The organism is Acidovorax sp. Root219 (genome assembly GCF_001428665.1).
GTDB lineage: Bacteria > Pseudomonadota > Gammaproteobacteria > Burkholderiales > Burkholderiaceae_C > Acidovorax.
Genome location: NZ_LMIJ01000009.1, coordinates 1008 through 22942 on the forward strand (window position 1 = coordinate 1008; position 21935 = coordinate 22942).

General features: G+C 67.6%; 13 protein-coding genes and 3 pseudogenes. 8 read left to right on the plus strand and 8 right to left on the minus strand.

Annotation, left to right across the window (positions count from 1 at the left end; genetic code table 11):
• The 7 genes and pseudogenes from ASE28_RS31955 to ASE28_RS08360 all read right to left on the minus strand — a co-directional run.
• Positions 1 to 2313: fibronectin type III domain-containing protein (locus tag ASE28_RS31955; RefSeq protein WP_235516077.1), on the minus strand; the 2313-nt coding region annotated here is incomplete at both ends.
• A 1-nt stretch (position 2314) separates the two neighbouring features.
• Positions 2315 to 2861: pseudogene (locus ASE28_RS33535) on the minus strand (RCC1 domain-containing protein); the annotation flags it as partial.
• A 58-nt stretch (positions 2862 to 2919) separates the two neighbouring features.
• Positions 2920 to 3202 (minus strand): annotated as a pseudogene (locus ASE28_RS33540) (hypothetical protein); the annotation flags it as partial.
• 158 nt (positions 3203 to 3360) lie between these two features.
• The coding region (locus ASE28_RS08345) for a hypothetical protein (RefSeq protein ID WP_369818132.1) at positions 3361 to 4236 on the minus strand (876 nt) is incomplete at its 5' end.
• A 92-nt stretch (positions 4237 to 4328) separates the two neighbouring features.
• A pseudogene (locus ASE28_RS33545) lies at positions 4329 to 7517 on the minus strand (fibronectin type III domain-containing protein); the annotation flags it as partial.
• Between the two features lie 210 nt (positions 7518 to 7727).
• Positions 7728 to 9644, minus strand: a complete 1917-nt coding sequence (locus ASE28_RS08355) for a sensor histidine kinase (protein ID WP_057266177.1) — start codon at positions 9642 to 9644, stop codon at positions 7728 to 7730.
• A 23-nt stretch (positions 9645 to 9667) separates the two neighbouring features.
• A complete protein-coding gene (locus ASE28_RS08360) occupies positions 9668 to 10360 on the minus strand; it encodes a response regulator transcription factor (RefSeq protein WP_057266179.1) in 693 nt (230 codons plus the stop codon).
• A gap of 254 nt (positions 10361 to 10614) precedes the next feature.
• On the opposite strand from ASE28_RS08360, the gene ASE28_RS08365 reads away from it, so the two are divergent.
• From ASE28_RS08365 to ASE28_RS08385, 5 genes are all read left to right on the plus strand, one after another.
• On the plus strand, positions 10615 to 10998 hold a 384-nt coding region (locus ASE28_RS08365), incomplete at its 3' end, for a hypothetical protein (RefSeq protein WP_235516078.1).
• A 149-nt stretch (positions 10999 to 11147) separates the two neighbouring features.
• Entirely contained in the window at positions 11148 to 12266 is a 1119-nt protein-coding gene (locus ASE28_RS33550; RefSeq protein WP_057266182.1) for a leucine-rich repeat domain-containing protein, read from the plus strand.
• Positions 12267 to 12415: 149 nt separating this feature from the next.
• Positions 12416 to 14407 carry a HEAT repeat domain-containing protein gene (locus ASE28_RS08375; protein ID WP_057266184.1) on the plus strand — a complete coding sequence of 664 codons (1992 nt, stop codon included), beginning with the start codon at positions 12416 to 12418 and terminating at the stop codon, positions 14405 to 14407.
• 36 nt (positions 14408 to 14443) lie between these two features.
• Positions 14444 to 15826, plus strand: coding sequence for a hypothetical protein (locus ASE28_RS08380; RefSeq protein WP_057266186.1), 1383 nt, complete (start codon positions 14444 to 14446; stop codon positions 15824 to 15826).
• A gap of 108 nt (positions 15827 to 15934) precedes the next feature.
• Complete coding sequence (locus ASE28_RS08385; RefSeq protein WP_235516079.1) at positions 15935 to 17191, plus strand: MFS transporter; 1257 nt, start codon at positions 15935 to 15937, stop codon at positions 17189 to 17191.
• Between the two features lie 67 nt (positions 17192 to 17258).
• Here the strand turns inward: ASE28_RS08385 and ASE28_RS08390 are convergent, their stop codons facing one another.
• A complete protein-coding gene (locus ASE28_RS08390; RefSeq protein WP_057266188.1) occupies positions 17259 to 18170 on the minus strand; it encodes a LysR family transcriptional regulator in 912 nt (303 codons plus the stop codon).
• Positions 18171 to 18303: 133 nt separating this feature from the next.
• Between ASE28_RS08390 and msuE the strand changes: the two genes are divergently transcribed.
• The 3 genes from msuE to ASE28_RS08405 all read left to right on the plus strand — a co-directional run bounded on the left by msuE (position 18304) and on the right by ASE28_RS08405 (position 21189).
• Complete coding sequence (gene msuE / locus ASE28_RS08395) at positions 18304 to 18885, plus strand: FMN reductase (RefSeq protein ID WP_057266190.1); 582 nt, start codon at positions 18304 to 18306, stop codon at positions 18883 to 18885.
• 41 nt (positions 18886 to 18926) lie between these two features.
• A complete protein-coding gene (locus tag ASE28_RS08400) occupies positions 18927 to 19910 on the plus strand; it encodes a DUF1852 domain-containing protein (RefSeq protein ID WP_057266191.1) in 984 nt (327 codons plus the stop codon).
• Positions 19911 to 20163: 253 nt separating this feature from the next.
• Positions 20164 to 21189 carry a methionine synthase gene (locus ASE28_RS08405; protein ID WP_057266193.1) on the plus strand — a complete coding sequence of 342 codons (1026 nt, stop codon included), beginning with the start codon at positions 20164 to 20166 and terminating at the stop codon, positions 21187 to 21189.
• The last annotated feature ends 746 nt before the right edge of the window (positions 21190 to 21935 follow it).

The following is a 21935-nucleotide window of genomic DNA, read 5'->3' on the forward strand; positions in this document are numbered from 1 at the left end:
TGAACTGAGCAGCACCTCGCCCGCCAGCGCAATGGGCTGGCCTGACGAGCTGGAGGTCATGCCCGCCCAGCCCTGCAGCACCACCAGCACCAGCACGCTCTGGCCGTTGACCTGGGCCACCTGCAACTGGGTGCCGGGCAGGGCCTGCACCGTGAGCGGCTGGCCGTTGACCGTGACCTGCAGCGTGACCGGCGTGGTGCCCGTGCCGGGCAGAACGATGGTGCCACCCACCGCCCCTGGGCCCACGACGATCGGCAGGCTGGGGTCGGTGATGGTGGTGACGCCCGTGCTGTTGACGCTGACCGTGGTGGGTGCGCCACCGCCGGCGGGCGCAGCTGGTATGACTGCCACGCTGGCGGCCGATGCCACGCTATCGCCCACCGCATTGGTCGCCTTGACGGTGAAGGTGTAGGCGGTGCCGTTGACCAGACCCGGCACCGTGCAGGTGGTGTGCAGCGGGCTGCCGGTGTTGACCGTGCAGGTCTTGGTCGGGTTGGCCACTGCGGTCACCGTGTAGGCGGTGATGGCGCTGCCGTTATCGCTGGCGGGTGCCGTCCAGGCCACGCGCGCCTGGGCGTCGGTGGCAGTGGCGGTCACGGCGGCGGGGGCGTCGGGGACACCAGGCTGCACCAGCATCAGACGAGAGCGCGTCGGCGCCGCCGCGAAGTAGGCGGCATCGGCGCCCGCACCGCCTGCCTGGCTTGCCAGCACTCCGCACATGTAGCCAGCTTTGCCGGCCAGCACCGTCAGCGTGGTGCCGCTCACGGTGCAGACATCGGGCGTGAAGGTGTCGAACACCACGGCCAAGCCGCTGCTGACGGTGGCCGCCAGGGTGGTCGGGGCGCCCGAGGTAGGCGAGCCAGCCGCTACTGGATAGTCGATGGCCTGCGCTGTAGCGATGCGCGTTGGCAGGTTGCGGTCGGCCGTGCCCCCGTTGCCCAGTTGGCCCTCGGAGTTTCGGCCCCAGCACTGCACCGCCCCTGGGGTGGTCAGCGCGCAGGTGTGGTAACCCCCTGCCGCAATGGCCGCCACCCCGCTGGCCAGGCCTGTGACGGGCTGGGGCGTGCTCTTGTCGGTGGTGCTGCCATCGCCCAGTTGACCTTGATTGTTGCGGCCCCAGCACTGCAGGGCCCCGGCGGTGGTCAGCGCGCAGGTGTGGTAACCCCCTGCCGCAATGGCCGCCACCCCGCTGGCCAGGCCCGTGACGGGCTGGGGTGTGCTTTTGTCCGTGGTGCTGCCATCGCCCAGTTGGCCGTATGCGTTGCGGCCCCAGCACTGCACGGCCCCGGCCGTGGTCAGCGCGCAGGTGTGGTTGCCCTCTGCCGCAATGGCCGCCACCCCGCCGGCCAAGCCCGTGACGGTCTGGGGCGTGGTTTTGTCGGTGGTGCTGCCATCGCCCAGTTGGCCAAAGCTGTTGTCGCCCCAGCACTGCACAGCCCCGGCCGTGGTCAGCGCGCAGCTGTGGTTCTCCCCTGCCGCAATGGCCGCCACCCCGCTGGCCAGGCCTGTGACGGGCTGGGGCGTCCTCTTGTCGGTGGTGCTGCCATCGCCCAGTTGGCCTTCATTGTTGCGGCCCCAGCACTGCACGGCCCCGGCGTTGGTCAGCGCGCAGTTGTGGTAAGTCCCTGCCGCAATGGCCGCCACCCCGCTGGTCAGGCCTGTGACGGGCTGGGGCGTGCTTTTGTTGGTGCTGCTGCCATCGCCAAGTTGGCCAAAGCCGTTGTTCCCCCAGCACCGCACAGCCCCGGCCGTGGTCAGCGTGCAGGTGTGGTAAACCCCTGCAGCAATAGACGCCACCCCGCTGGCCAGACCCGTGACGGGCTGGGGAGTGGCTTTGTCGGTGGTGCTGCCATCGCCCAGTTGGCGGAAAACGTTCCAGCCCCAGCACTGTACGGCCCCGGCCGTGGTCAGCGCGCAGGTGTGGTTAGTCCCTGCCGCCATGGCCGTCACCCCGCTGGCCAGGATCGTGACGGACTGGGGCGTATTTTTGTTCGTGGTGCGGCCATCACCCAGTTGGCCAGAGCTATTCCAGCCCCAGCACTGAACAGCCCCGGCCGTGGTCAGAACGCAGGTGTGGCCCACCCCTGCCGCAATGGCTGCCACCCCGCTGGCCAGGCCTGTGACGGGCTGGGGCGTGCTCCTGTTGGTGGTGCTGCCATCGCCCAACTGGCCGAAGGTGTTAAAGCCCCAGCACTGCACGGCCCCGGCCGTGGTCAGCGCGCAGGGGTGGTTGGCTCCTGCCGCAATGGCCGCCACCCCGCTGGCCAGGCCCGTGACGGGCTGGGGCGTGCTCTTGTTGGTGGTGCTGCCGTCNCGCCTTCAGCGTTGTAGCCCCAGCAGTGCATGGCCCCTGCCGTGGTCAGCGCGCAGGCGAAGGAGTTCCCCGAAGCAATGGCCGCCACTCCGCTGGCCAGGCCCGTGACGGGCTGTGGCGTGCTCTTGTTGGTGGTGCTGCCATCGCCCAGTTGGCCGGAGCTGTTCGAGCCCCAGCACTGCACGGCCCCGGCCAGGGTCAGCGCGCAGGTGTGGGCAACCCCTGCCGCAATAGACGCCACCCCGCTGGCCAGGCCTGTGACGGGCTGTGGCGTGCTCTGGTTGGTGGTGCTGCCATCGCCCAGTTGGCCGGAGTTGTTCGCGCCCCAGCACTGCACCGCCCCGGCCGTGGTCAGCGCGCAGGTGTGGAACTGCCCTGCCGCAATGGCCGCCACCCCGCTGGAAAGGCCCGTGACGGGCTGGGGCGTGGTTTGGTTGGTGGTGCTGCCATTGCCCACCTGGCCGTAGCCGTTGTTGCCCCAGCACTGCACGGCCCCGGCCGTGGTCAACGCGCAGGCGTGGTTGGCCCCCGACGAAATGGACGCCACCCCGCTGGCCAGGCCCGTGACGGGCTGGGGCGTGCTCTTGTTGGTGGTGCTGCCGTCNGGCCGGAGGCATTCCAGCCCCAGCACTGCACCGCCCCGGCAGCTGTCAGCGCGCAGGTGTGCTCCAGGCCCGCAGCCAACTGCTGCACAGGCTGGCCCAGCACCGATGCCGGTACGGCGCTTTGCGCCCGCGCGGGCGTGGGGCCGGACAGCAGCAGCCAGGCCATCACCAGCCACAGCAGCATGGCCCACGGGGTGGCGGCGCGGCGCCAGGCCAGGGGCCCACCCGTTGCAGGGGTGCTTGAGAAGGGTGTCGGACGGGTTGGCATGGGGGCAGCTTTCATGATGGAAACGCCGGCGCAGTCTGCGCACAGGCGATGACGCCGGAATCTATCGGCTTGCGGCCGCCTTGTATGTCCCTAGAACTAGTGACAAGGCCCCTGAAAAGGGGCCTTGCAAAGGTCCATGACCAGCCGGGTTGGCCGGCCTCGATCTGCCTTGATCAATCCACTATGCGCACGCCCTGCACCTGCGTGCCCAGCTTCAGGTACAGCACCCCGTCGCTGCCCATGCGCCAGGGCGCGGTCTGCGCTGCATCGTTGCCGGGCAGCACCCACTGGGGCAACAGGCGCCACTGCGTGTTGCCCAGCGTCAGGGTGAGCGCGCCTTCGCTGCTGCCTGGTTGCACCGCCAGCACCGAGCCGGGGATGGCGGTGGTGAAGATGCCGCTAGCCTGCGCGGCGTTGAGCACTGCGGGCAGCAGCAGTTGCGCAGGCCGGTTGCCGATCTGGAACACGATGCGGCCCTGCCCGTCCACGCCGATTTGCGGGGTGCCGGTGGCGGTGCCTGCGCCGGTCCAGTCGGGCTTGAGCACATAGGTGGCGCCGCCGGTGGTCAGCTGCAGCACGCCCTCGGCGCCGAGCTTGATCCTGGCATCGGGCAGCAATGCCGTGATGGCTTGGGCCAGGCCCGCCAGGTCGGCCACGGCGGGCGCAAACTGCACCACCACCCCGCCACGCACCCAGCGCAGCAGGCCCAGCGGGGTGAAGGCGACGCCATCGGGCAGGCGGGCATCGATGGTGATGGGCTGCACGGGCAGCAGCTGGATGGTCTGTGTGCCGTCGCGCACCAGCACCACGCCCGAGGGGGTGGTCTCCAGGCCCACGGCAAGGTTCGCGCCCGAGAGGCGGGTGACTGCACCACTGAGGCGCGCATACGCCGCGCCGTCCACGGTGATGCTGGCGGGCAGGTTGGCAAACGCCATGGCATCGCCCACCTGCTGTGCATCGCCCCTGAGTGAGCCCAGGCTGATGCTCACCAGCTTGCCCTGTGCGTCCACCTGCAGGCGCTCGCCCGCCAGCAGGCCCTGGCTGCCCACNCTGCGGTAGGCTGCCTTGCGGCGGTACGAGCGAGCCGACCACCACCGCAACCACCAGCGGCTGCGCCTCGATGCGCGTGCCTGCAGCCCCNCGAACTGAGCAGCACCTCACCCGCCAGCGCCATGGGCTGGCCTGCCGAGCTGGAGGTCATGGACGCCCAGCCCTGCAGCACCACCAGCACCAGCACGCTCTGGCCGTTGACCTGGGCCACCTGCAGTTGGGTGCCGGGCAGCGCCTGCACCGTGAGCGGCTGGCCGTTGACCGTGACCTGCAGCGTGACCGGCGTGGTGCCCGTGCCGGGCAGAACGATGGTGCCGCCCACCGCCCCTGGGCCCACGATGATCGGCAGGCTGGGGTCGGTGATGGTGGTGACGCCCGTGCTGTTGACGCTGACCATGGTGGGTGCGCCACCGCCGGCGGGCGAGGCCGTCGTGACCGGGGCGCTGGCGGCCGATGCCACGCTGTCGCCCGCGCCATTGGTCGCCTTGACCGTGAAGGTGTAGGCCGTGCCACTGGCAAGCCCCGTCACTGTGCAGGTGGTGGGCAGCGGGCTGCCGGTGGTGACCGTGCAGGTCTTTGCCGGGTTGGCCACTGCGGTCACCGTGTAGGCGGTGATGGCGCTGCCACCATTGCTGGCGGGGGCCGTCCACGCCACGGTTGCCTGGGCAGTGCCGGCCGTGGCGGTCACTGCGGTGGGGGCGTCGGGGACGTCAACCACCAGCATGAGGCGCGAGCGGGTGGGTGCCGCCGCGAAGTAGGCGGCATCGGCGCCCGCACCGCCGGCTTGGAGGGCCAGCACGCCGCACAGGTACCCGGTCTTGCCGGGCAGCACGGTCAGCGTGGTGCCGGCAACGGTGCAGACATCGGGCGTGAAGGTGTCGAATGCCACGGCCAGGCCGCTGCTGGCAGTGGCCGACAGGGTGGCCGAGGTGCCCGAGGCAGGCGAGCCTGCTGCCAAAGGATAGTCGATGGCCTGCGCTGCGGCGATGCGCGTTGGCAGGTTGCGGTTGGCCGTGCCCCCGTTGCCCAGTTGGCCAAGAAAGTTGCCCCCCCAGCACTGCACGGCCCCGGAGGTGGTCAGCGCGCAGGTGTGCTCGCTCCCTACCGCAATAGACGCCACCCCGCTGGCCAGGCCCGTGACGGGTTGGGGCGTGGTTTTGTTGGTGGTGCTGCCATCGCCGTTGTTCCCCCAGCACTGCACGGCCCCGGCCGTGGTCAGCGCGCAGGTGTGCGCGCTCCCTGCCGCAATGGCCGCCATCCCGCTGGTCAAGCCCGTGACGGGGTGGGGTGTAGTTTTGCCGGTGAAGCTGCCATCGCCCAGTTGGCCAACGGCGTTGCTCCCCCAGCACTGCACGGCCCCGGCCGTGGTCAGCGCGCAGGTGTGGGAGCCCGCTGCCGCAATGGCCGCCACTCCGCTGGCCAGGCCCGTGACGGGCTGGGGCGCGCTCTGGTTGGTGGTGCTGCCATCGCCCAGTTGGCGACTACTGTTCCAGCCCCAGCACTGCACGGCCCCGGCAGTGGTCAGCGCGCAGGTGTGGTAATCCCCTGCCGCAATAGACGCCACCCCGCTGGCCAGGCCCGAGACGGGCTGGGGCGTGGTTTTGCTGGTGGTGCTGCCATCGCCCAGTTGGCCGAAAACGTTATGGCCCCAGCACTGCACGGCCCCGGCCGTGGTCAGCGCGCAGGTGTGAAACTGCCCTGCTGCAATGGTAGCCACCCCGCTGGCCAGGCCTGTAACCGGCTGGGGCGTGCTCCTGTTGGTGGCGCTGCCATCGCCCAACTGGCCGAGGTTGTTTTGGCCCCAGCAGTGCACAGCCCCGGCCGTGGTCACGGCGCAGGTGTGGGCAACTCCTGCCGCAATGGCCGCCACTCCGCTGGCCAGGCCCGTGACGGGCTGGGGCGTGCTCTTGTTGGTGGTGCTGCCATCTCCCAGTTGGCCCTCGCTGTTGCTCCCCCAGCACTGCACGGCCCCGGCCGTGGTCAGCGCGCAGGTGTAGAACTGCCCTGCCGCAATGGCCGCCACCCCGCTGGCCAGGATCGTGACGGGTTGGGGCGTATTCTTGTCGGTGGTGCCGCCATTGCCCAGCTCACCGTCACCGTTGTAGCCCCAGCACTGCAGGGCCCCGGCCGTGGTCAGCGCGCAGTTGTGGTAGCCCCCTGCCGCAATGGCCGCCACGCCGCTGGCCAGGCCCGAGACGGGCTGGGGCGTGCGCTTGTTGGTATTGCTGCCATCGCCCAGTTGGCTATCGACGTTGCTGCCCCAGCACTGCACGGCGCCGGCCGTGGTCAGCGCGCAGGTGTGGTCATCCCCGGGCGCGATGGCCGCCACTCCGCTGGCCAGGCCCGTGACGGGCTGGGGCGTGTTTTGGTTGGTGGTGCCGCCATCGCCCAGCTGGCCGAAAGCGTTCTTGCCCCAGCACTGCATGGCGCCGGCCGTGGTCAGCGCGCAGGTGTGGCTGTACCCCGCCGCAATGGCTGCCACCCCGCTGGCCAGGCCCGTGATGGGCTGGGGCGTGCTCTTGTTGGTGGTGCTGCCGTCGCCCAGTTGGCCTTCAGCGTTGTAGCCCCAGCACTGCACGGCCCCGGCCGCGGTCAGCGCGCAGGTGTGTTTGGCACCCGCCGAAATGGCCACCACCCCGCTGGCCAGGCCGGTGACGGGCTGGGGCGTGGTTCTGTCGGTGGTGCCGCCATCGCCCACTTGGCCGTTGAGGTTCAAGCCCCAGCACCGCACGGCCCCGGCCGTGGTCAGCGCGCAGGTGTGGTTGGCTCCCACCGCAATGGCCGCCACCCCGCTGGTCAGGCCGATGACGGGCTGGGGCGTGGTCTTGGCGCTGCCGATGCTGCCATCGCCCAGTTGGCCATATGAGTTGATACCCCAGCACTGCACGCCCCCGGCCGTGGACAGCGCGCAGGTGTGCTCGCCTCCCGCCGCAACGGCCGCCACCCCGCTGGCCAGGCCGGTAACGGGCTGGGGCGTGATCTTGTTGTTGCCTAAGCTGCCATCGCCCAGTTGGCCTACATTGTTGTAGCCCCAGCACTGCACGGCCCCGGCCGTGGTCAGCGCGCACGTGTGAAGATACCCCCCCGTCATTTGCTGCACAGGCTGGCCCAGCAACGATGCCGGCACGGGGCTTTGGGCCCGCGCGGGCGTGGCGCCGGACAGCAGCAGCCAGGCCATCACCAGCCACAGCAGCAGGGCCCACGGGGTGGCGGCGCGCCGCCAGGCCAGGGCTCCCCCCGTGTCAGGGGTGCTTGAGAAGGGGGTCGGGCGGGTTGGCATGGGGGCAGCTTTCGTGGTGAAAACGCCGGTGCAGGCAGCGCACAGGCGATGACGCCGGAATCTATCGGTTTGCGGCCGGCCTGTATGTCCCTAGAACTAGCTACAAGCGAAGCGGCGCAGCCCCTTGCGCAGGCGCCTGCACCCGAGTACACCGGGCCAGGCAGCGCAGAAAGGGAGTGCCGCCTGGGGCAGCAGGGGCCGCAGGGCCGGCTACGGCGCAGGCGGTTGGCCGGGCGCCTGCAGCGGCAGCCACAGCACGCAGCGCGTGCCGGCCGCCGTGCTGGCCCAGGACACGCTGGCGCCGATGGCGTCGGCCCGGCGCAGCTGGTTCTTCAGGCCGCGCCCGCGCGCCTGCAATGCGGCGTCGACATCGAAGCCGTGGCCGTCGTCCAGCACGCGCACCTCGATGCCGCCGGCGCATGCCTCGCACTCGACGCGGATGCAGGAGGCCTGCGCGTGTTTGACCACATTGGCAAAGCATTCCTGCAGAATGCGCAGCAGGTTCAGCGCGCTGCCGGCATCAAGCCACGCCAGGGGCGGCACGTCCTGCACCTCCCAGCGCAGCTCCATGCCCATGCCCTCCAGGCGCGGCGCAAGCCGAAAGCGCAGGGTGGCCAGCAGCAGCAGCAAGTCCGCGTCCACGGGCTCCATGGAGTCGATGGCCAGCTTGAGGTCGTCCATGCACTCGGCCAGCACCTGGGCCAGCTCTTCGCTGCCGGCCTTGCCGTGGCGCACCAGGTGCAGTGCGCTGGTGAGGGAGGAGCCCAGGCCGTCGTGCATGTCCTGCATCAGGCGCTGGCGCTCTTGCGCCAGGGTGGCCCGGTGCTCGGTCTCGCGCAGGCGCTCGTAGCTCAGGGCCAGCTCGCCTTCGCGCTCGCGCAGGCGGTGCTCCAGATTGGCGTTCACGCGCTCCATGCCGTCCAGCGCCGCCAGGTAGCGGCGCAGCATGATGTACGAGAAAATGAAGAACACGCCGATGTTGCTGTAGGGCCCCAGGTAGATGCCTTCCACGCTGACCAGCAGGTTGCTCTGCAGCAGCCAGTCGTAGCCGCCGGACATCAGGCTGATGAGCCCCCAGCCGCCGAGCAGGCCGGCCTCTTTGGAGCCGACGCGCCAGGCATCGCGGCAGGCCACGCCCAGCAGCGTGGTGCCCAGCACCAGCAGCAGCGCGTACAGCAGCGGCGAAATGATCGCCGCATTGGGCGGCGCCGGTAGCAGTGGCAGCGTCAGCATGCTCACCAGCGCCGTGACCACGCAGGCCGTGATGGTGAGCCGGCGGTGGTGCACCCCATGCAGGTAGCTCAAAAACAGGTACGAGATCAGCACCTGCCAGAACAGCGCGCTCACGGTGAGCCCGCTGAACCATGCGTCGCTGATCGGCAGCCGCTGGCGGCTCACGAAGTAGTGCAGTGTCCTCACAAATGCCACCACGGACGTGGCGAAGAACAGCAGGTACAGCGGCTCGTGCCGCCGCAGCAGCCACACGCCCAGCGCGAAGATGCCCGCCGCCACGAAGGCGGCGCTGCTCATGGCCGGAAAGTCGGACTGCAGCCAGTGGCGCGCCTGGTAGCGCCAGCCGATGGCCGCACTGGGCCCAACCCAGGCGCTGGAGATGGCAGCACCGGTGTGCCGCAGGCGCTGGCCGCGGATCTGCACCTCGCGCACGGCGGGCGCGCCGGCCGTGCCCTGCAGGGGAATCCACAAGGGCAGGTTCACCGCGTTCCACAAAAATTTTGCGTCCGTCTGGTAGAGCAGCCGTCCGTCGGCGTACACGGCGATCTGGCCGTCCGACTTCCAGCGCGGCAGGTACAGGTACAGGGGGCCGGCCTCAGGCGCGAGCGCGGGCACCGCCAGGCGGTACCAGACCTCGGTGGTCAACGGCTGGCCCTGCTGCTGCTGCTGAGGCACCTTGACCTGCGGCGACTGGGCAAACGGCAGCGCCACTGCCTCCCACCCGCCGCGCGGCATGTCGTCCCCCTGCAGCACGTACGGCGGGGGTGTAAAGCCCACGCTGGGGCGCTCCAGCCGCTGCGCCTGCACGATGTGCGCCGCACCCTGATCTGCTGGCGATGGCCCGGGGTCAGCCGCCTGCAGCGCGCCACTGCACAGCAGGCACCATGCCAGCACGAAGGCGCGCGCCAGAGCGGTCTTCAGATCAGACCCCGCGCACGTGCCTCGTAGATCGCCTCGGCCTTGGAGCGCACCTTGAGCTTGGCGTAGGTGCGCCGCACGAAGGTGAGCACGGTGTGGTGCGATACATCCAGCGCCCGCGCAATCTCTTCTGCCGTGAAACCCTTGGTGATGTACTGCAGCACCTCGCGCTCGCGGGCGGACAGCATGGCGTGGGCATCGGCCTGCGCGGCCGCCTCTGGCGCCGGCACACCGGCCTGCTTGAAGCGCATCAGCACCTGCCTGGCGATCAACGGGCTGATCGGGCTGCCGCCCGCGTGCAGGCTGCGGATCTCGCCCACGATGCGCTCGGGCATGCTGTCCTTGAGCAGGTAGCCGCTGGCTCCCGCCTCGATGGACTGCAGCACATGCGCCTCGTCGCCAAAGGCCGTGCTCACCATCACCGCGCAGCCGGGCCACCGCCGCGCAGCCGTCGCGATGGCTTCGATACCCGAGCCATCGGGCAGGCCCAAGTCCACCAACAGCACATCGGCAGCAGGGCCGCCACCGTTCAGTGCGCGCAGCGCCTGCGCCAGCGTGTCGGCCACCCACAGCAGTTGCATGTCATCCGTCTGGCGGATCGCCGAGGCCACGGCCGCCTGGAAACGCGGGTCGTCCTCCACGAGAGCGATCTGGATGCTTGCGGGCTTGTCGATGGCAATGGCTTCTGGCATGGAAAGGGGGCTGGACCTGTCGGTATGTCTGTTTGCCTGTCTGTCGGGGCGTGAAGGCCCGTGGAGTGTCCCACAGCACCGGCTTGCGCGCTGTCCCCAGTTCTAGTGACAAGCAGTGCTGGCCAGGCGTGCTGCCCCAGCCCACCCGCCCACGCAAGCGCACGCCTCGCGCTGGACAAGTTGTCCAGTACAGCGGGCCAGGCTTGCCTATGATCCGGGGCAATCCCGCCGCACCACGCCCCCACACCACACGCATGGCAACCCGTCAATCCAAGTGGACCGACCAGATCCATTCCCCCATCAGCGTACTGAACCATGCCCAGGGCCTGCACCTGGAGCGCTTTACCAGCGAAGACCTCGATGAGATCGCAGGCTGCGACGATGTGGTGGAGCTGTCTCTGCGCAGCAGCAAGATGGCCGAGCCGGTAGACCTGGCCCGGCTGGCCCACATCACCAGCCTGCGCAAGCTGAGCCTGGACAGGCTGAAGTTCATCAACCTCGCGGCACTGCGGGTGTTGCCCCATCTGCAGCCCGGTCCACTGAAACCGAGAAATCGGCTGTGCGCCGGGGTGGCCGCGGGATGCAGCGCAAGGCGCGGGCTGCGGCCAAGGCTGGCCGCCTTGGCAAAGCCCGCAACGNACCTGCTGCCACCCCGGCCCGCAGGGTGAGGGTCTGGCAGGGCCGCACTCTTCGTTGCCGTGCTCGCCGGGTGTGCAACCCGGCTGCGCCCGGCGCCTAGATTGCGGCCCTGCCNTTCGGTTTCAGTGGACCAGTCATCGAGAACTGCATGTTCTCGGACTTCGATGCGCTCAACGGCTTCAAGGCGCTCAAATACCCGTTTCTGTGGCACAACAAGCTGGAGGCGTTTCCGGCGGGGCTCTACCTGCCGCAGCTCGCCAGCCTGTACCTGTCGGACAACCGCATCACGGACCTGGGCTTTGCGCGCAGCTACCCTACCCTTGCCAACCTGCATGCCGACAACAACCAGATCACCGACCTGTCGCCGCTGGCCACATGCCCCGGCCTGACCGAGCTGCACGTGAACGACAACCCGGTGGCCAGCCTGGCGCCGCTGGCGGGCATGCGGTTCTCACGGTTCTACGCCGATGCGCGGCACAACGAGGAAAAGGGGGCCCTGCAACTGCTGCTGCCCGAGCTGCCGCACGTGCAAGACGCCGAGCAGGTCGAGAGATGGCGCGTGGCCGACCTGATGCGCGCGCACGACTGGGCCCAGCTCTACGCCATCACCGATCTGGCGCTGCTGGGCGAGGCGTTCGCGAGCCTGGTGCACGGGCACTACGACGAAGACACGCTGCGCGGCGTGCTGGCCCACCCGGCGCCAGGCGCCTTCGACGCCATGGTTGCCCAGGGGCTCAGCCCGCACTACGCCACCGAGGCCGAGCTGATGGTGAACGTGCTGAGCGGCTTTGGCGAGCGGCTGATTCCCGTGCTGACCCAATGCTTTCACACGGCGCTGGCGCGGCCCTGGTACCGGGGCAACGACTTCAGCGCCGGCAAGATGAAGCTGGAGCACGCGATGGTCATGCGCATTCTGGTCAAGGCCGCAAGCCCCGCCCATACCAACCTGTTCCTCGCCTACTTCAACGAGCGCGAGAGATTCTCCGAGATGCATTTGTACTACTACAAAAAGCTGCTCGACGTGGTGGGAAAGACCCAGGCGCCGCAGCTGGTGGAGCCGCTCATCGACCTGCTGCGCCTGGACAAGCACATCATCGGCGGCGATGCCGCCTTCATGAAGAAGATCTTCAAGGCCATAGCCCAGCTGGGCAGCAAGGCCGATGCGGCTGTGCTGGCCAGCCGGTTCAACGCCGCAGCCGAAGCCCGACCGGATGTGCAGCAGGCTTACGAAGCTACGCTGGCGCGCTTGGAGAAGAAGAAAGCCTGAGGCGTTCGGCTCGGCAATTGCCGAGCGCGTTGGTAAACGCACGAACGCTCCTCTGAGCAACCAGCCCTGTTGAAACTATGCCGCCGCCCATCAACGAACCCCGCTGATGGACCTGCCCACCCTTCCACCCACCCGCCTACTTACCGCACATGAATGAAGACTTGAGCCAGGCGCTTGCCGAACAACTGCGGGCTGCCACGAACGATGTAGATGTATTCCTGGCGCTGGAGGCACTTTCCTGCACGGCCCCCGCAGTGGCCTGCGAGGCCATCGCGGCGTTCATCAGGTCGGCGCCGGCACGCCACTTGCCCCTGGCCCACAAAGCGCTGCTGGTACTGGCCGACCGCGCACCCGCCATGCTTGTAGAGGCCACACTGGACGAGCATGCAGCCGTGGCCGATGCGGCCAGGCAGGCACTGCTGAGCCGGCCGTCCAATGGTGCCCTGCCCCTGTACCTGCGCATGGCCAAATCCAAGAGCGTTGACGAGGCCGGCGCAGGGCTGATGTTCCTGGGGCGAATTTCTTCGCCAGAGGTGCGCGCGCCCTTGTTCAAGGCACTGGGCCACCGCAGCGCCAGTGTGCGTGCGTATGCAGCGGACTCCATCCGCCGCCACGCTGACGACCGCTGGATCGCAGAGCTGCTCGAAGCCATCGGCAAGATGCGCCGTGAAGAGACCGACAAGAAGAAGGACTTTGGCGATGTCATCGTCACGCTGTGCAGCACGGTGGTCGATAAATCCACCAAGGCCAACCTTGACCTGCTGATCCAGGGGCTGGGCGACGCCGACGCCCGGGTGCGCAAGACCTGCATCAGCGCCCTGGGGCGCCTGGGCGACCAAGCCGCCGTGGTGCCGCTGATCGACACGTTTGAACACCCGCGCCGCGGCATGCCGCTGGAGCTGCGGATGGAACTGGTCAAGGTGCTGGGCCAGTTGGGCGACGCCCGTGCCATTGCGCCGCTGCTGCGGGCCGGGGTGGCCCTTGCCGCACCGGCACTGGGCCCGCTGAACGCGCAGGAGGCCGTGCCCGAGCTGATGGCCGCGCTGGAGCAGGCCAGGACACCGCGCGATGCCGGCGAACTGGCCGAGGTGCTGGCCCAGTTGGACGGGCCCGGCGAGCAGCAGTGGCCGCGCGCAGGGTTGCATTCGGCTTCGCTGCAGGTTCGCCGCGCTGCCGCGTTGCAACTAGTGCACACGGCTCCCGAAGAAGCAGCGCAGCACCTGCGCGGAATGCTGGCCCAACTGCCCAGCGGCGATGCCGTCAGCGTGGCGAAGGCGCTGGCCGCGCTGGGCCATGTGGAGGGTTTTGAGGGCTTTGCGCAGGCACTGGCGGACGACCCTCTCCACTGGAACGCCAGCGCCGTTGCCTGCGCCTGCGAAGGCCTGCGTGGGCCTCAGGTGCAGGCCTTGCTGCTGGGCTTGCTGCCCGGCATCCGCAACGAATACGTCCACACTGTCTGCAAGGCGCTGATCGCACAGGGCGCCCAGGCGCTGCCCGCGCTGATCAGCGAGGCGCAGGCGGCCAGCAACGACGTGCAGCACCGCTACGTGCTGGCGCTTTCCGAGTTCCGCGACCCCCAGGGAGCCAGGTTGCTGGCACCCTTACTGGTGCGCAGCAACCCACTGCGCGACGGCGCCATGCTGTCCCTGGCTACCACGCCCAGCCCTGAGGCCAGCGCCGCACTGTCCGCAGCACTGCAGCAGGCCGAAACGCCTGCCGATGCGCAGCTGATCCTGGAGACCCTGGCCAGCGCAGCCACGCGCGAGGCCATACCCGATCTGCTGCGAGGACTGCAGGCCAATGCCGCCACCGACGAGATACTCGATGCCCTGGGCCGCCTGGCCGATCCAGCCGCAGTGCCTGCGCTGGTGGAGCAACTGGCCAGCCCCGACGCACGCCGCCGCCACGGCGCCGCCACCGCGCTGGCGCAGATCGCAGACCCTGCGGCAGGCCAGCCACTGTACGAGCTGCTGCTGCAGGAAACCCACCTGGAGGTGGCCCAGGCCGCCCTGACCGCCTGGCTGGCCCTGGGCACGACGGGCGACGATGATGGCGGCAGTGCGCACAACGGTCTGGGTGTACCGGGCACGCGGGCGTTCCTGCTGGCCAGTGTGGCGCGGCTGGGCGAGAAAAAACTCTGACGCACGCAGCTCCCAACAACCCATCAACCACGAAAAATGCTGTTCAATTTTTGGGGCATCGCTGCAGTGGACACCACGCCGGCGGGCCTGGAGTTCGTGAGCGAAGAATCACGCGTCATGCTGACCGAAGGGAACAGCACCCCCTTGCTCAAACCGCCGGTCGACGAGTACCTGAAGTTCAGCATCGGCGGCAACCGGGTCGTGGGCAGCTTCCGCAAGGAAGGGGACCACAACCGCATCACCCACGCCCAGGGTGAATGGGTGTCCATGCACAGCTTCCTGGGCGGCCAGCTCTCGTATGCATTCTTCAACGAGGAGCAGGACGACGGGCAAGACCTGTATGTGGCGCGCCGCTGGGATGGCGAGCTGATCTCTCAGATGCCGTATTACTACGCTGAGCGCTACCTCGCCCCGACCGCCATCGCCCTGGGCACCCAACAGCAATGGGCCGTGTACGACCTGGCGGGAACGAAATTGGAGGAGATCACCGGCGTCGACCGCTCCGAGCGGCGGTGGCGGCCCCGCTTCACCGACGGGCTGTTCTTCTTTCGCACCACCGAGGAGCCGATCTACCAGGTTTACGACGTGGCGCAGCGCGCATTCGCAGGCTCCATCAGCGTGGTGGATGGGCTGGTAGGGGTGCTCGCGCTGCCGAGCGGTGGCACGCTGCTGGTGGACGCCGAAGGGGTGAAGCTGCTGGGCGCAAGTGCAGGCAGTGCATTGCGGACGGTGCACCGCTTCGATCAGCCGCTGGACGCCGATGGCAACGACTTTCTCGGCTGGCATGATGGCACGCGCGCCTGCATGGCTTTCACCGGGTGGCTGCAGCCGCAGGTGCTGCTGGCCATCCCGCTGAGCGGCGTGGGGCACGCAGGGCCAGTGCCGGTGCAGGCCGAGGAGCTGCGCTGGGACACCCCATGGGAGATCACCAACCAATGCGGCCTGGTGGATGGCCTCAATTACCTCGCACTGCGACGCAAGGACCTGCTCGCCGAAAGCGCCCTGCTGATGTGGCGCCCCGACGAGCCGCTGACCCACGCGCTGCTGGAGCCCCACCTGAGCCCCGTGGTGCGCGTGACCCAGCCCCCTTCGCCCAAGAAGGGCAAGCACGGCTACCGCATAGAGATCGAAGACGCCTCTTCGACCAACCGCGCAGTGCGCTCGGCCGCATTCGAGCTGGGCCGCTTGCTGAGCGAATCGTGCAGCGGTCCCTACAACAACGCACAGGTGATACCGGACCGCCAATTCGACGGGCAGTTTTACATCGACATCACCTGCGCCGCTGAACCCGATGCACTGGAGCGGGGGTACCTGGCAGACTACATCCAATACTTCAGGCACTGGGGCGGCCTGTCGCCTGTGGGCAGCAGGGCCGCTCTTAAGGACCCGGTCATCACCTGGAACACCGTCGTGCCGTGAGCATTTGCTTTGAGGCAGGTATTACGGCCACGAGCCATCAGCCCGGCAGCCCCTTGTGCGGAGCGTTAAAGTCAGACGCTTATGCCCTTGCCCGATTCGACAACCGCTTTGCGCACCTTCACGAGTGCCCAGGCCCAAACCGCTGATCCCAACCCCAATGCCGCGCAGCCCGAAGGGGTGAAGCCAGACGGCGATCACAGCCACAGGCTGCTGCTGGGACTGAGCCTGATCCTCATTGCCTGCAACCTGCGGCCGGTGTTTGGCAGCCTCTCCGTGGTCTTGCCCGAGGTGATGCGCGACACCGGCCTGTCGGCCGTCGGTGCCAGCATGCTGACCACCTTGCCCATCGTGTGCCTGGGGCTGTTTTCTGCGCCCACGCCCGCCCTCGCCCGCCGGTTCGGCCCGGAACGGGTGCTGCTGCTGGCACTGCTGCTCATCACCGTGGGCACCGTGCTGCGTGCCGCGGGCACGCTGGCGCCGCTGTTTGCGTCGTCGGTGCTGGCAGGGGCCGGCATTGCCATGGGCAATGTGCTGCTGCCGGGCCTGGTCAAGCGCAGCTTTGCCAGCCACACCGCGCTGATGACCGGCCTGTACACGCTGGCGATCTGCGCAGGCGCCGCATCGGCAACGGCCTTGACCGTGCCACTGATGGTGGGTGCATTCGATGGGCACTGGGCCTGGGCCCTGGCGTTCTGGGCGCTGCCCGCCGTGCTGGTGCTGCTGCTCTGGGCGCCGCAGGCGTGGCACACCCGTGCCCAGCCCCTCGACGGGGCGGCTGGTGGAGGCGCACTCTGGCGCGATCGCCTGGCCTGGCAAGTGACTGCCTTCATGGGGCTGCAATCGGCCCTGGCCTTCATCGTGATGGGCTGGCTGTCGCCGCTGTTGCGAGAGCGCGGCATCGGCAGTGCGGACGCAGGCTACATCGTGGCGGTGTCGATACTGACCCAACTGGTCACCTGCCTGCTGGTGCCCTCGTTCGCCGCACGCTGCCGCGACCAGCGCGCGCTGGCCGTGGGCATGAGTGCGTTGATCCTGGTCGCTTTTATGGGCCTGATGGTCGGCCCGCTGGGGGGCCGCTGGCTCTGGGCCGTGCTGCTCGGGTGCGGCCAGGGCGGTGCCTTTGCGCTGGCCCTGAGCCTGATCGTGATGCGCAGCGGCAATGCCCAGGTCACGGCCCAGCTGTCGGCCATGGCACAAGGCTGGGGCTACCTGCTGGCAGCCGGCGGCCCCCTGCTGGTGGGTGTGCTGCGCGAATGGACCGGCGGCTATGCGGCCAATACCTGGCTGGTGGGGGCGCTTGCAGTGGCGATGGCATGGAGCGGTTGGGGGGCCGGGAGGCGCATGGTGGTTCAGGCGAAAAAGTGACGGCCACCAGATACTCTCGGCGCTCCACCGGGCAGCGCAAGCGGTTTGCGTTCGGCGGTGGGTGGCGTCAGCCCCTGGCTCCTTGCGCCATGGCGATGGCAGGCTGGCGGGCCAGTTCGATGAAGGCGCGCACGTAGTCGATGGCGGTGTCTGCCTCGCGTGCCCCCAGAAAAATTTGCTTGGCGATGCCGCGCACGCCCAGCCGCACCGGCACCACGTCCATCCGGGCCGCGTACTCCTCGACCAGCCAACGCGGCAGGGCCGCCACGCCACGGCCGCTGGCCACCATCTGCAGCATGATGTCGGTGGTTTCGATGGCCTTGTGGCGCTTGGGCGTGACACCGGCCGGCAACAGGAACTGGTTGAAGATGTCCAGGCGCTCCACGTCCACGGGGTAGCTGATCAGCACCTCCTGGGTCAGCTGCTGGGGCTTTACATAGGCCGCCGAAGCCAGCGCGTGGCCTTTGGCCACGACCAGCACCTGCTCGTAGTCGAACACGGGCTCGAACTTCAGCCCGGGCTTGAACAGCGGGTCGGGCGTGACCAGCAGGTCGATCTCGTAGCCGAAGAGCGCGCCGATGCCGCCGAACTGGAATTTCTGCTTGACGTCCACATCCACGTCTGGCCACGCCGCCAGATAGGGTGAAACCACCTTGAGCAGCCACTGGTAGCACGGGTGGCATTCCATGCCGATGCGCAGCGCACCGCGCTCGCCCTGCGCGAACTGGCCCAGGCGCTCTTCGGCAAGGTCCAGTTGCGGGAGCACACGGTTGGCCACGGCCAGCAGGTACTGGCCAGCCTGCGTCAGGCGCAGGCTTCGGCCTTCGCGCAGCCAGATGTCGGTGCCCAGCTGCTGCTCCAGCTTCTTCATGCTGTGGCTCAGGGCCGATTGGGTCAGGTTCAGCACGCCCGCAGCGGCTGTGAGCGACCCTTGTCTTTCGACCTGCTGAACGATGCTGAGGTGGATGCGCTCAAGCATTTACATGAATCTCGCTCATGGATTGTTGAAATAAAACCATTTTACTTCATTGGTGCGCGCCAATATCATCCGCCCACATCGTTCGTTTGCCTGCTCGGCGGCAACGCGCAGAACCATCCTGATGAAAGCACAAATGACACGTCCCCTGCGTCTCGTCGCAGTCTCCGGCGGGCTGCAACGCCCCTCCAGGTCGGCAGCCCTGGCAGAGCACCTGCTGGAACTGATTGCCGACGAACTGCCGTGCGAGCAACACCTGGTCGAACTGGGCCAGCTCGCACCGCGGCTTGCCGGAGCGGTCTGGCGTGCGAACCTGCCCGACACGGTGGAGCGGGAGCTTGCAGCGGTCGAGCAAGCCGACGTGCTGGTGGTGGCAACACCGGTCTTTCGCGGCGCGTACACGGGGCTGTTCAAGCACTTCTTCGACTTCATTGATCAGGACGCCTTGACCGACAAGCCCGTGTTGCTGGCGGCCACCGGTGGCAGCGAGCGCCATGCCCTGGTGATCGACCACCAGTTGCGGCCGCTGTTCAGCTTCTTTCAGGCGCGCACCTTGCCGCTGGGTGTCTACGCGACCGACGCGGATTTCGCCGACTACCGCCTGCAGAACAAGGCCGTCATCGAGCGGGCCAGGCTGGCCGTGCAACGGGCACTGCCGCTGGTCGAACTGGCGCGCCACGCCAAGCCCGCTGTGGCCGAGGAAGTGCTTGCGGCCTGACACAGGAATCGTCTTTTCTCTCAAAAAAACAGATCATCGCCATGAACACAGAACCCAGCTTTCACCTCAAGAGCATCTTCTTCGATGAGAACTACCACCCATCGGAGAGCACGCGCATCACCACCAACTTCGCCAACCTGGCCCGTGGAATGAGCCGGCGGCAGAACCTGCGCAACACGCTGAGGATGATCGACAACCGCTTCAACGACCTGGCGCACTGGGACAATCCGGCGGGAGACCGCTACGGTGTCGAACTCGAGATCATCTCCGTCGAGATGGACATGGGCGCCCAGGGCAGCACGGGTGCATTTCCGTTGATCGAGATACTCAAGACCTGCATCCTCGACAACAAGACGAACAGGCGCATCGATGGCATCGTGGGGAACAATTTCTCATCCTACGTGCGCGACTACGACTTCAGCGTCGTGCTGCCGGGGTACAACGCCGATCGGGCAGAGTTCAGCACGCCCGACGACTTTGGCGACCTGCATGGAAAGCTGTTCAAGCAATTCGTCAGCTCAAGCACCTACCAAGAGCGCTTCAACAAGCCGCCTGTGATCTGCATCAGCGCCTCGACCAGCAAGACCTATGAGCGGACCGGAAACCAGCACCCTGTGCTGGGTGTGGAGTACCAACAGAGTGAACCGTCCTCGACCGACCGGTACTTCGCAAAAATGGGGTTGCAGGTTCGCTTTTTCATGCCCGCGAATGGCGTTGCGCCATTGGCCTTCTACTTCTACGGCGACCTGCTGGGCGACTACACCAACCTTGAGCTGATCGGCACCATCAGCACCATGGAGACCTTTCAGAAGATCTATCGCCCCGAAATCTACAACGCCAATTGCGCCGCTGGAAGACTTTATCAACCGAGCCTGAAGAACCAGGACTACTCGTTGACGCAGATTGTCTATGACCGGGAAGAGCGCAGCCAGCTGGCGGTGCAGCAGGGGCAGTTTGCGCAGGAGCACTTCATCAAGCCGTACAAGAACGTCCTTGAACAATGGGTGGCCGATGTCGCGCTCTGACCCGCCCGACAAGCGCTCTTGCGGCGGCATCTCGCCTGCCGCCATGCCCCTACAACACACCATCCGTGGCTGTGCGCGTAAAACGACACCGAAGTGATTAAGAGCGGCTAACAAAACTCTTCTGGCGTCGTTGCCGCGTCTTGTCGTACTACTCGTACTGCCTACGACGCAGCGCCTAGCCAGAACCGCTTTGCTGAGTTTTGTTATCCGCTCTAAGCTTGCCACCCCATCTTTGCTTTAAAGGAATCCTCAGATGTTTGAAACCTCCATCGCCGGCAGCCTGCCCAAGCCCGCCTGGCTGGCTGAAACCAACAAGCTCTGGCCTCAGTGGATGGCCGAAGGCGATGCGCTTCGCCAGGCCAAGGCCGATGCGACCTTGCTGTGGATCAAGGCCCAGGAAGACGCCGGCCTGGACATCGTGGGCGACGGTGAGCAATCACGACAGCACTTCGTGCACGGCTTTCTCGAGCAGGTCGAGGGCATCGACTTCGAGCACAAGGTGAAAATGGGCATCCGCGACAACCGCTATGACGCGATGGTGCCGCAGGTGGTTTCGGCCCTGCGCCTGAAGGGCCGCGTGCATGCGTTCGAGGCACAACTGGCGCGCGCGCACACCAAGAAGAAGCTGAAGTTCACCCTGCCCGGCCCGATGACCATCGTCGACACGGTGGCGGACCGCTTCTACGGCGACAAGGTCAAGATGGCCTTTGCCTTCGCCGAGCTGCTCAACCAGGAGGCCCTGGCGCTGCAGGCCGACGGCGTGGACATCATCCAGTTCGACGAGCCCGCCTTCAATGTCTACATGAAGGACGCCGCCGACTGGGGCGTGCAGGCGCTCGAGCGCGCGGCGCAGGGCCTGACCTGTACCACGGCGGTGCACATCTGCTACGGCTACGGCATCAAGGCCAATACGGACTGGAAGAGCACTCTGGGCGATGAATGGCGCCAGTACGAGACGGTGTTCCCCGCGCTGGCCAGGAGCAGCATCGACCAGGTGAGCCTGGAATGCATCCACTCGCATGTGCCGCCCGACCTGATGAAGCTGCTGGCCGGCAAGGACGTGATGGTCGGCGTGATCGATGTGGCCAGCGACGTGATCGAGACACCCGAGGAAGTGGCCGACACCATAGGCCGGGCGCTGGAGTTCGTGCCCAAGGAGCGGCTGTTCCCGTGCACCAATTGCGGCCTGGCGCCGATGGCCCGGGACGTGGCCTGGCGCAAGCTGCAAGCGCTGGCCGAAGGCACCAGGCTGGCAAGGGAACGCTTCGCCACGGCGTGATTGACGCCTCCGCACGGCCGTGCGTTGCGCCCCGCGTTTAGGCGACCGCCCTGCGGCATGGCAAGCGGCGCAAGCCGCCGTGCGCCGCCAGGGGCCGGCGCCGGTGTGGGACATCTGCGTGCGCGGCGAACCACGCCCAGGCCAGCCCATGCCAGGGCGGGGCCTGATCGGTTGCGTTCGGCTGTGCTGCTGCGGTGGCGCTCTTGGTACCGCCTGCTTGGGCGGTGCGTTCATGGATTCGATGTGATGAACACTTGCTTCGATGGGAACTGGAGCGCGTGCCATCCGGGCATCTTGGGCGCCCTTGGTTGACATCATCCCGGCCAGCGTGGCCAGTTGGGGTTGCGCGCAGGCCACTGTTGCGATGACAGGGACCGGCCGAGGCTGTGTGAAAACGCGCGTTGCGCCCTCGGTTTGACGATCCGCTCAGAAATCGACCGCTCAGATCGCCCTACGACGCACGATATCGATACGAGCAAGGGGTGAAGTACCCCTGCAAAAGTCGTCTAACGACGTTTCCCACAGCCACGGGCCGAGGCCCTTCAGCGCACAGCCAACCTCCGTTAAAAGCAGCTCCAGCACCCGGCTCGCGGACCTTCCACTGCTGCATCGGTGCAAGCCAATACCAGGCTGAAGTTCCTTACGCGCGTCGGCTGGCGAACAGGTCGGCTGGCGTTCTACCGGCCACGTTGGTGGCGCTGTCGTCGGCGCCGTGCTGGCGCAGCAACTCGATCACCTTGGGGTTC

Excerpts from the sequence above, each read along its gene's own strand:
- ASE28_RS08375 (WP_057266184.1), top strand. The coding sequence starts at position 12,416 with ATGAATGAAGACTTGAGCCAGGCGCTTGCCGAACAACTGCGGGCTGCC.
- ASE28_RS08380 (WP_057266186.1), top strand. The coding sequence starts at position 14,444 with ATGCTGTTCAATTTTTGGGGCATCGCTGCAGTGGACACCACGCCGGCG.
- msuE (WP_057266190.1), top strand. The coding sequence starts at position 18,304 with ATGACACGTCCCCTGCGTCTCGTCGCAGTCTCCGGCGGGCTGCAACGC.
- ASE28_RS08400 (WP_057266191.1), top strand. The coding sequence starts at position 18,927 with ATGAACACAGAACCCAGCTTTCACCTCAAGAGCATCTTCTTCGATGAG.
- ASE28_RS33550 (WP_057266182.1), top strand. The coding sequence starts at position 11,148 with ATGTTCTCGGACTTCGATGCGCTCAACGGCTTCAAGGCGCTCAAATAC.
- ASE28_RS08405 (WP_057266193.1), top strand. The coding sequence starts at position 20,164 with ATGTTTGAAACCTCCATCGCCGGCAGCCTGCCCAAGCCCGCCTGGCTG.
- ASE28_RS08360 (WP_057266179.1), bottom strand. The coding sequence starts at position 10,360 with ATGCCAGAAGCCATTGCCATCGACAAGCCCGCAAGCATCCAGATCGCT.
- ASE28_RS08390 (WP_057266188.1), bottom strand. The coding sequence starts at position 18,170 with ATGCTTGAGCGCATCCACCTCAGCATCGTTCAGCAGGTCGAAAGACAA.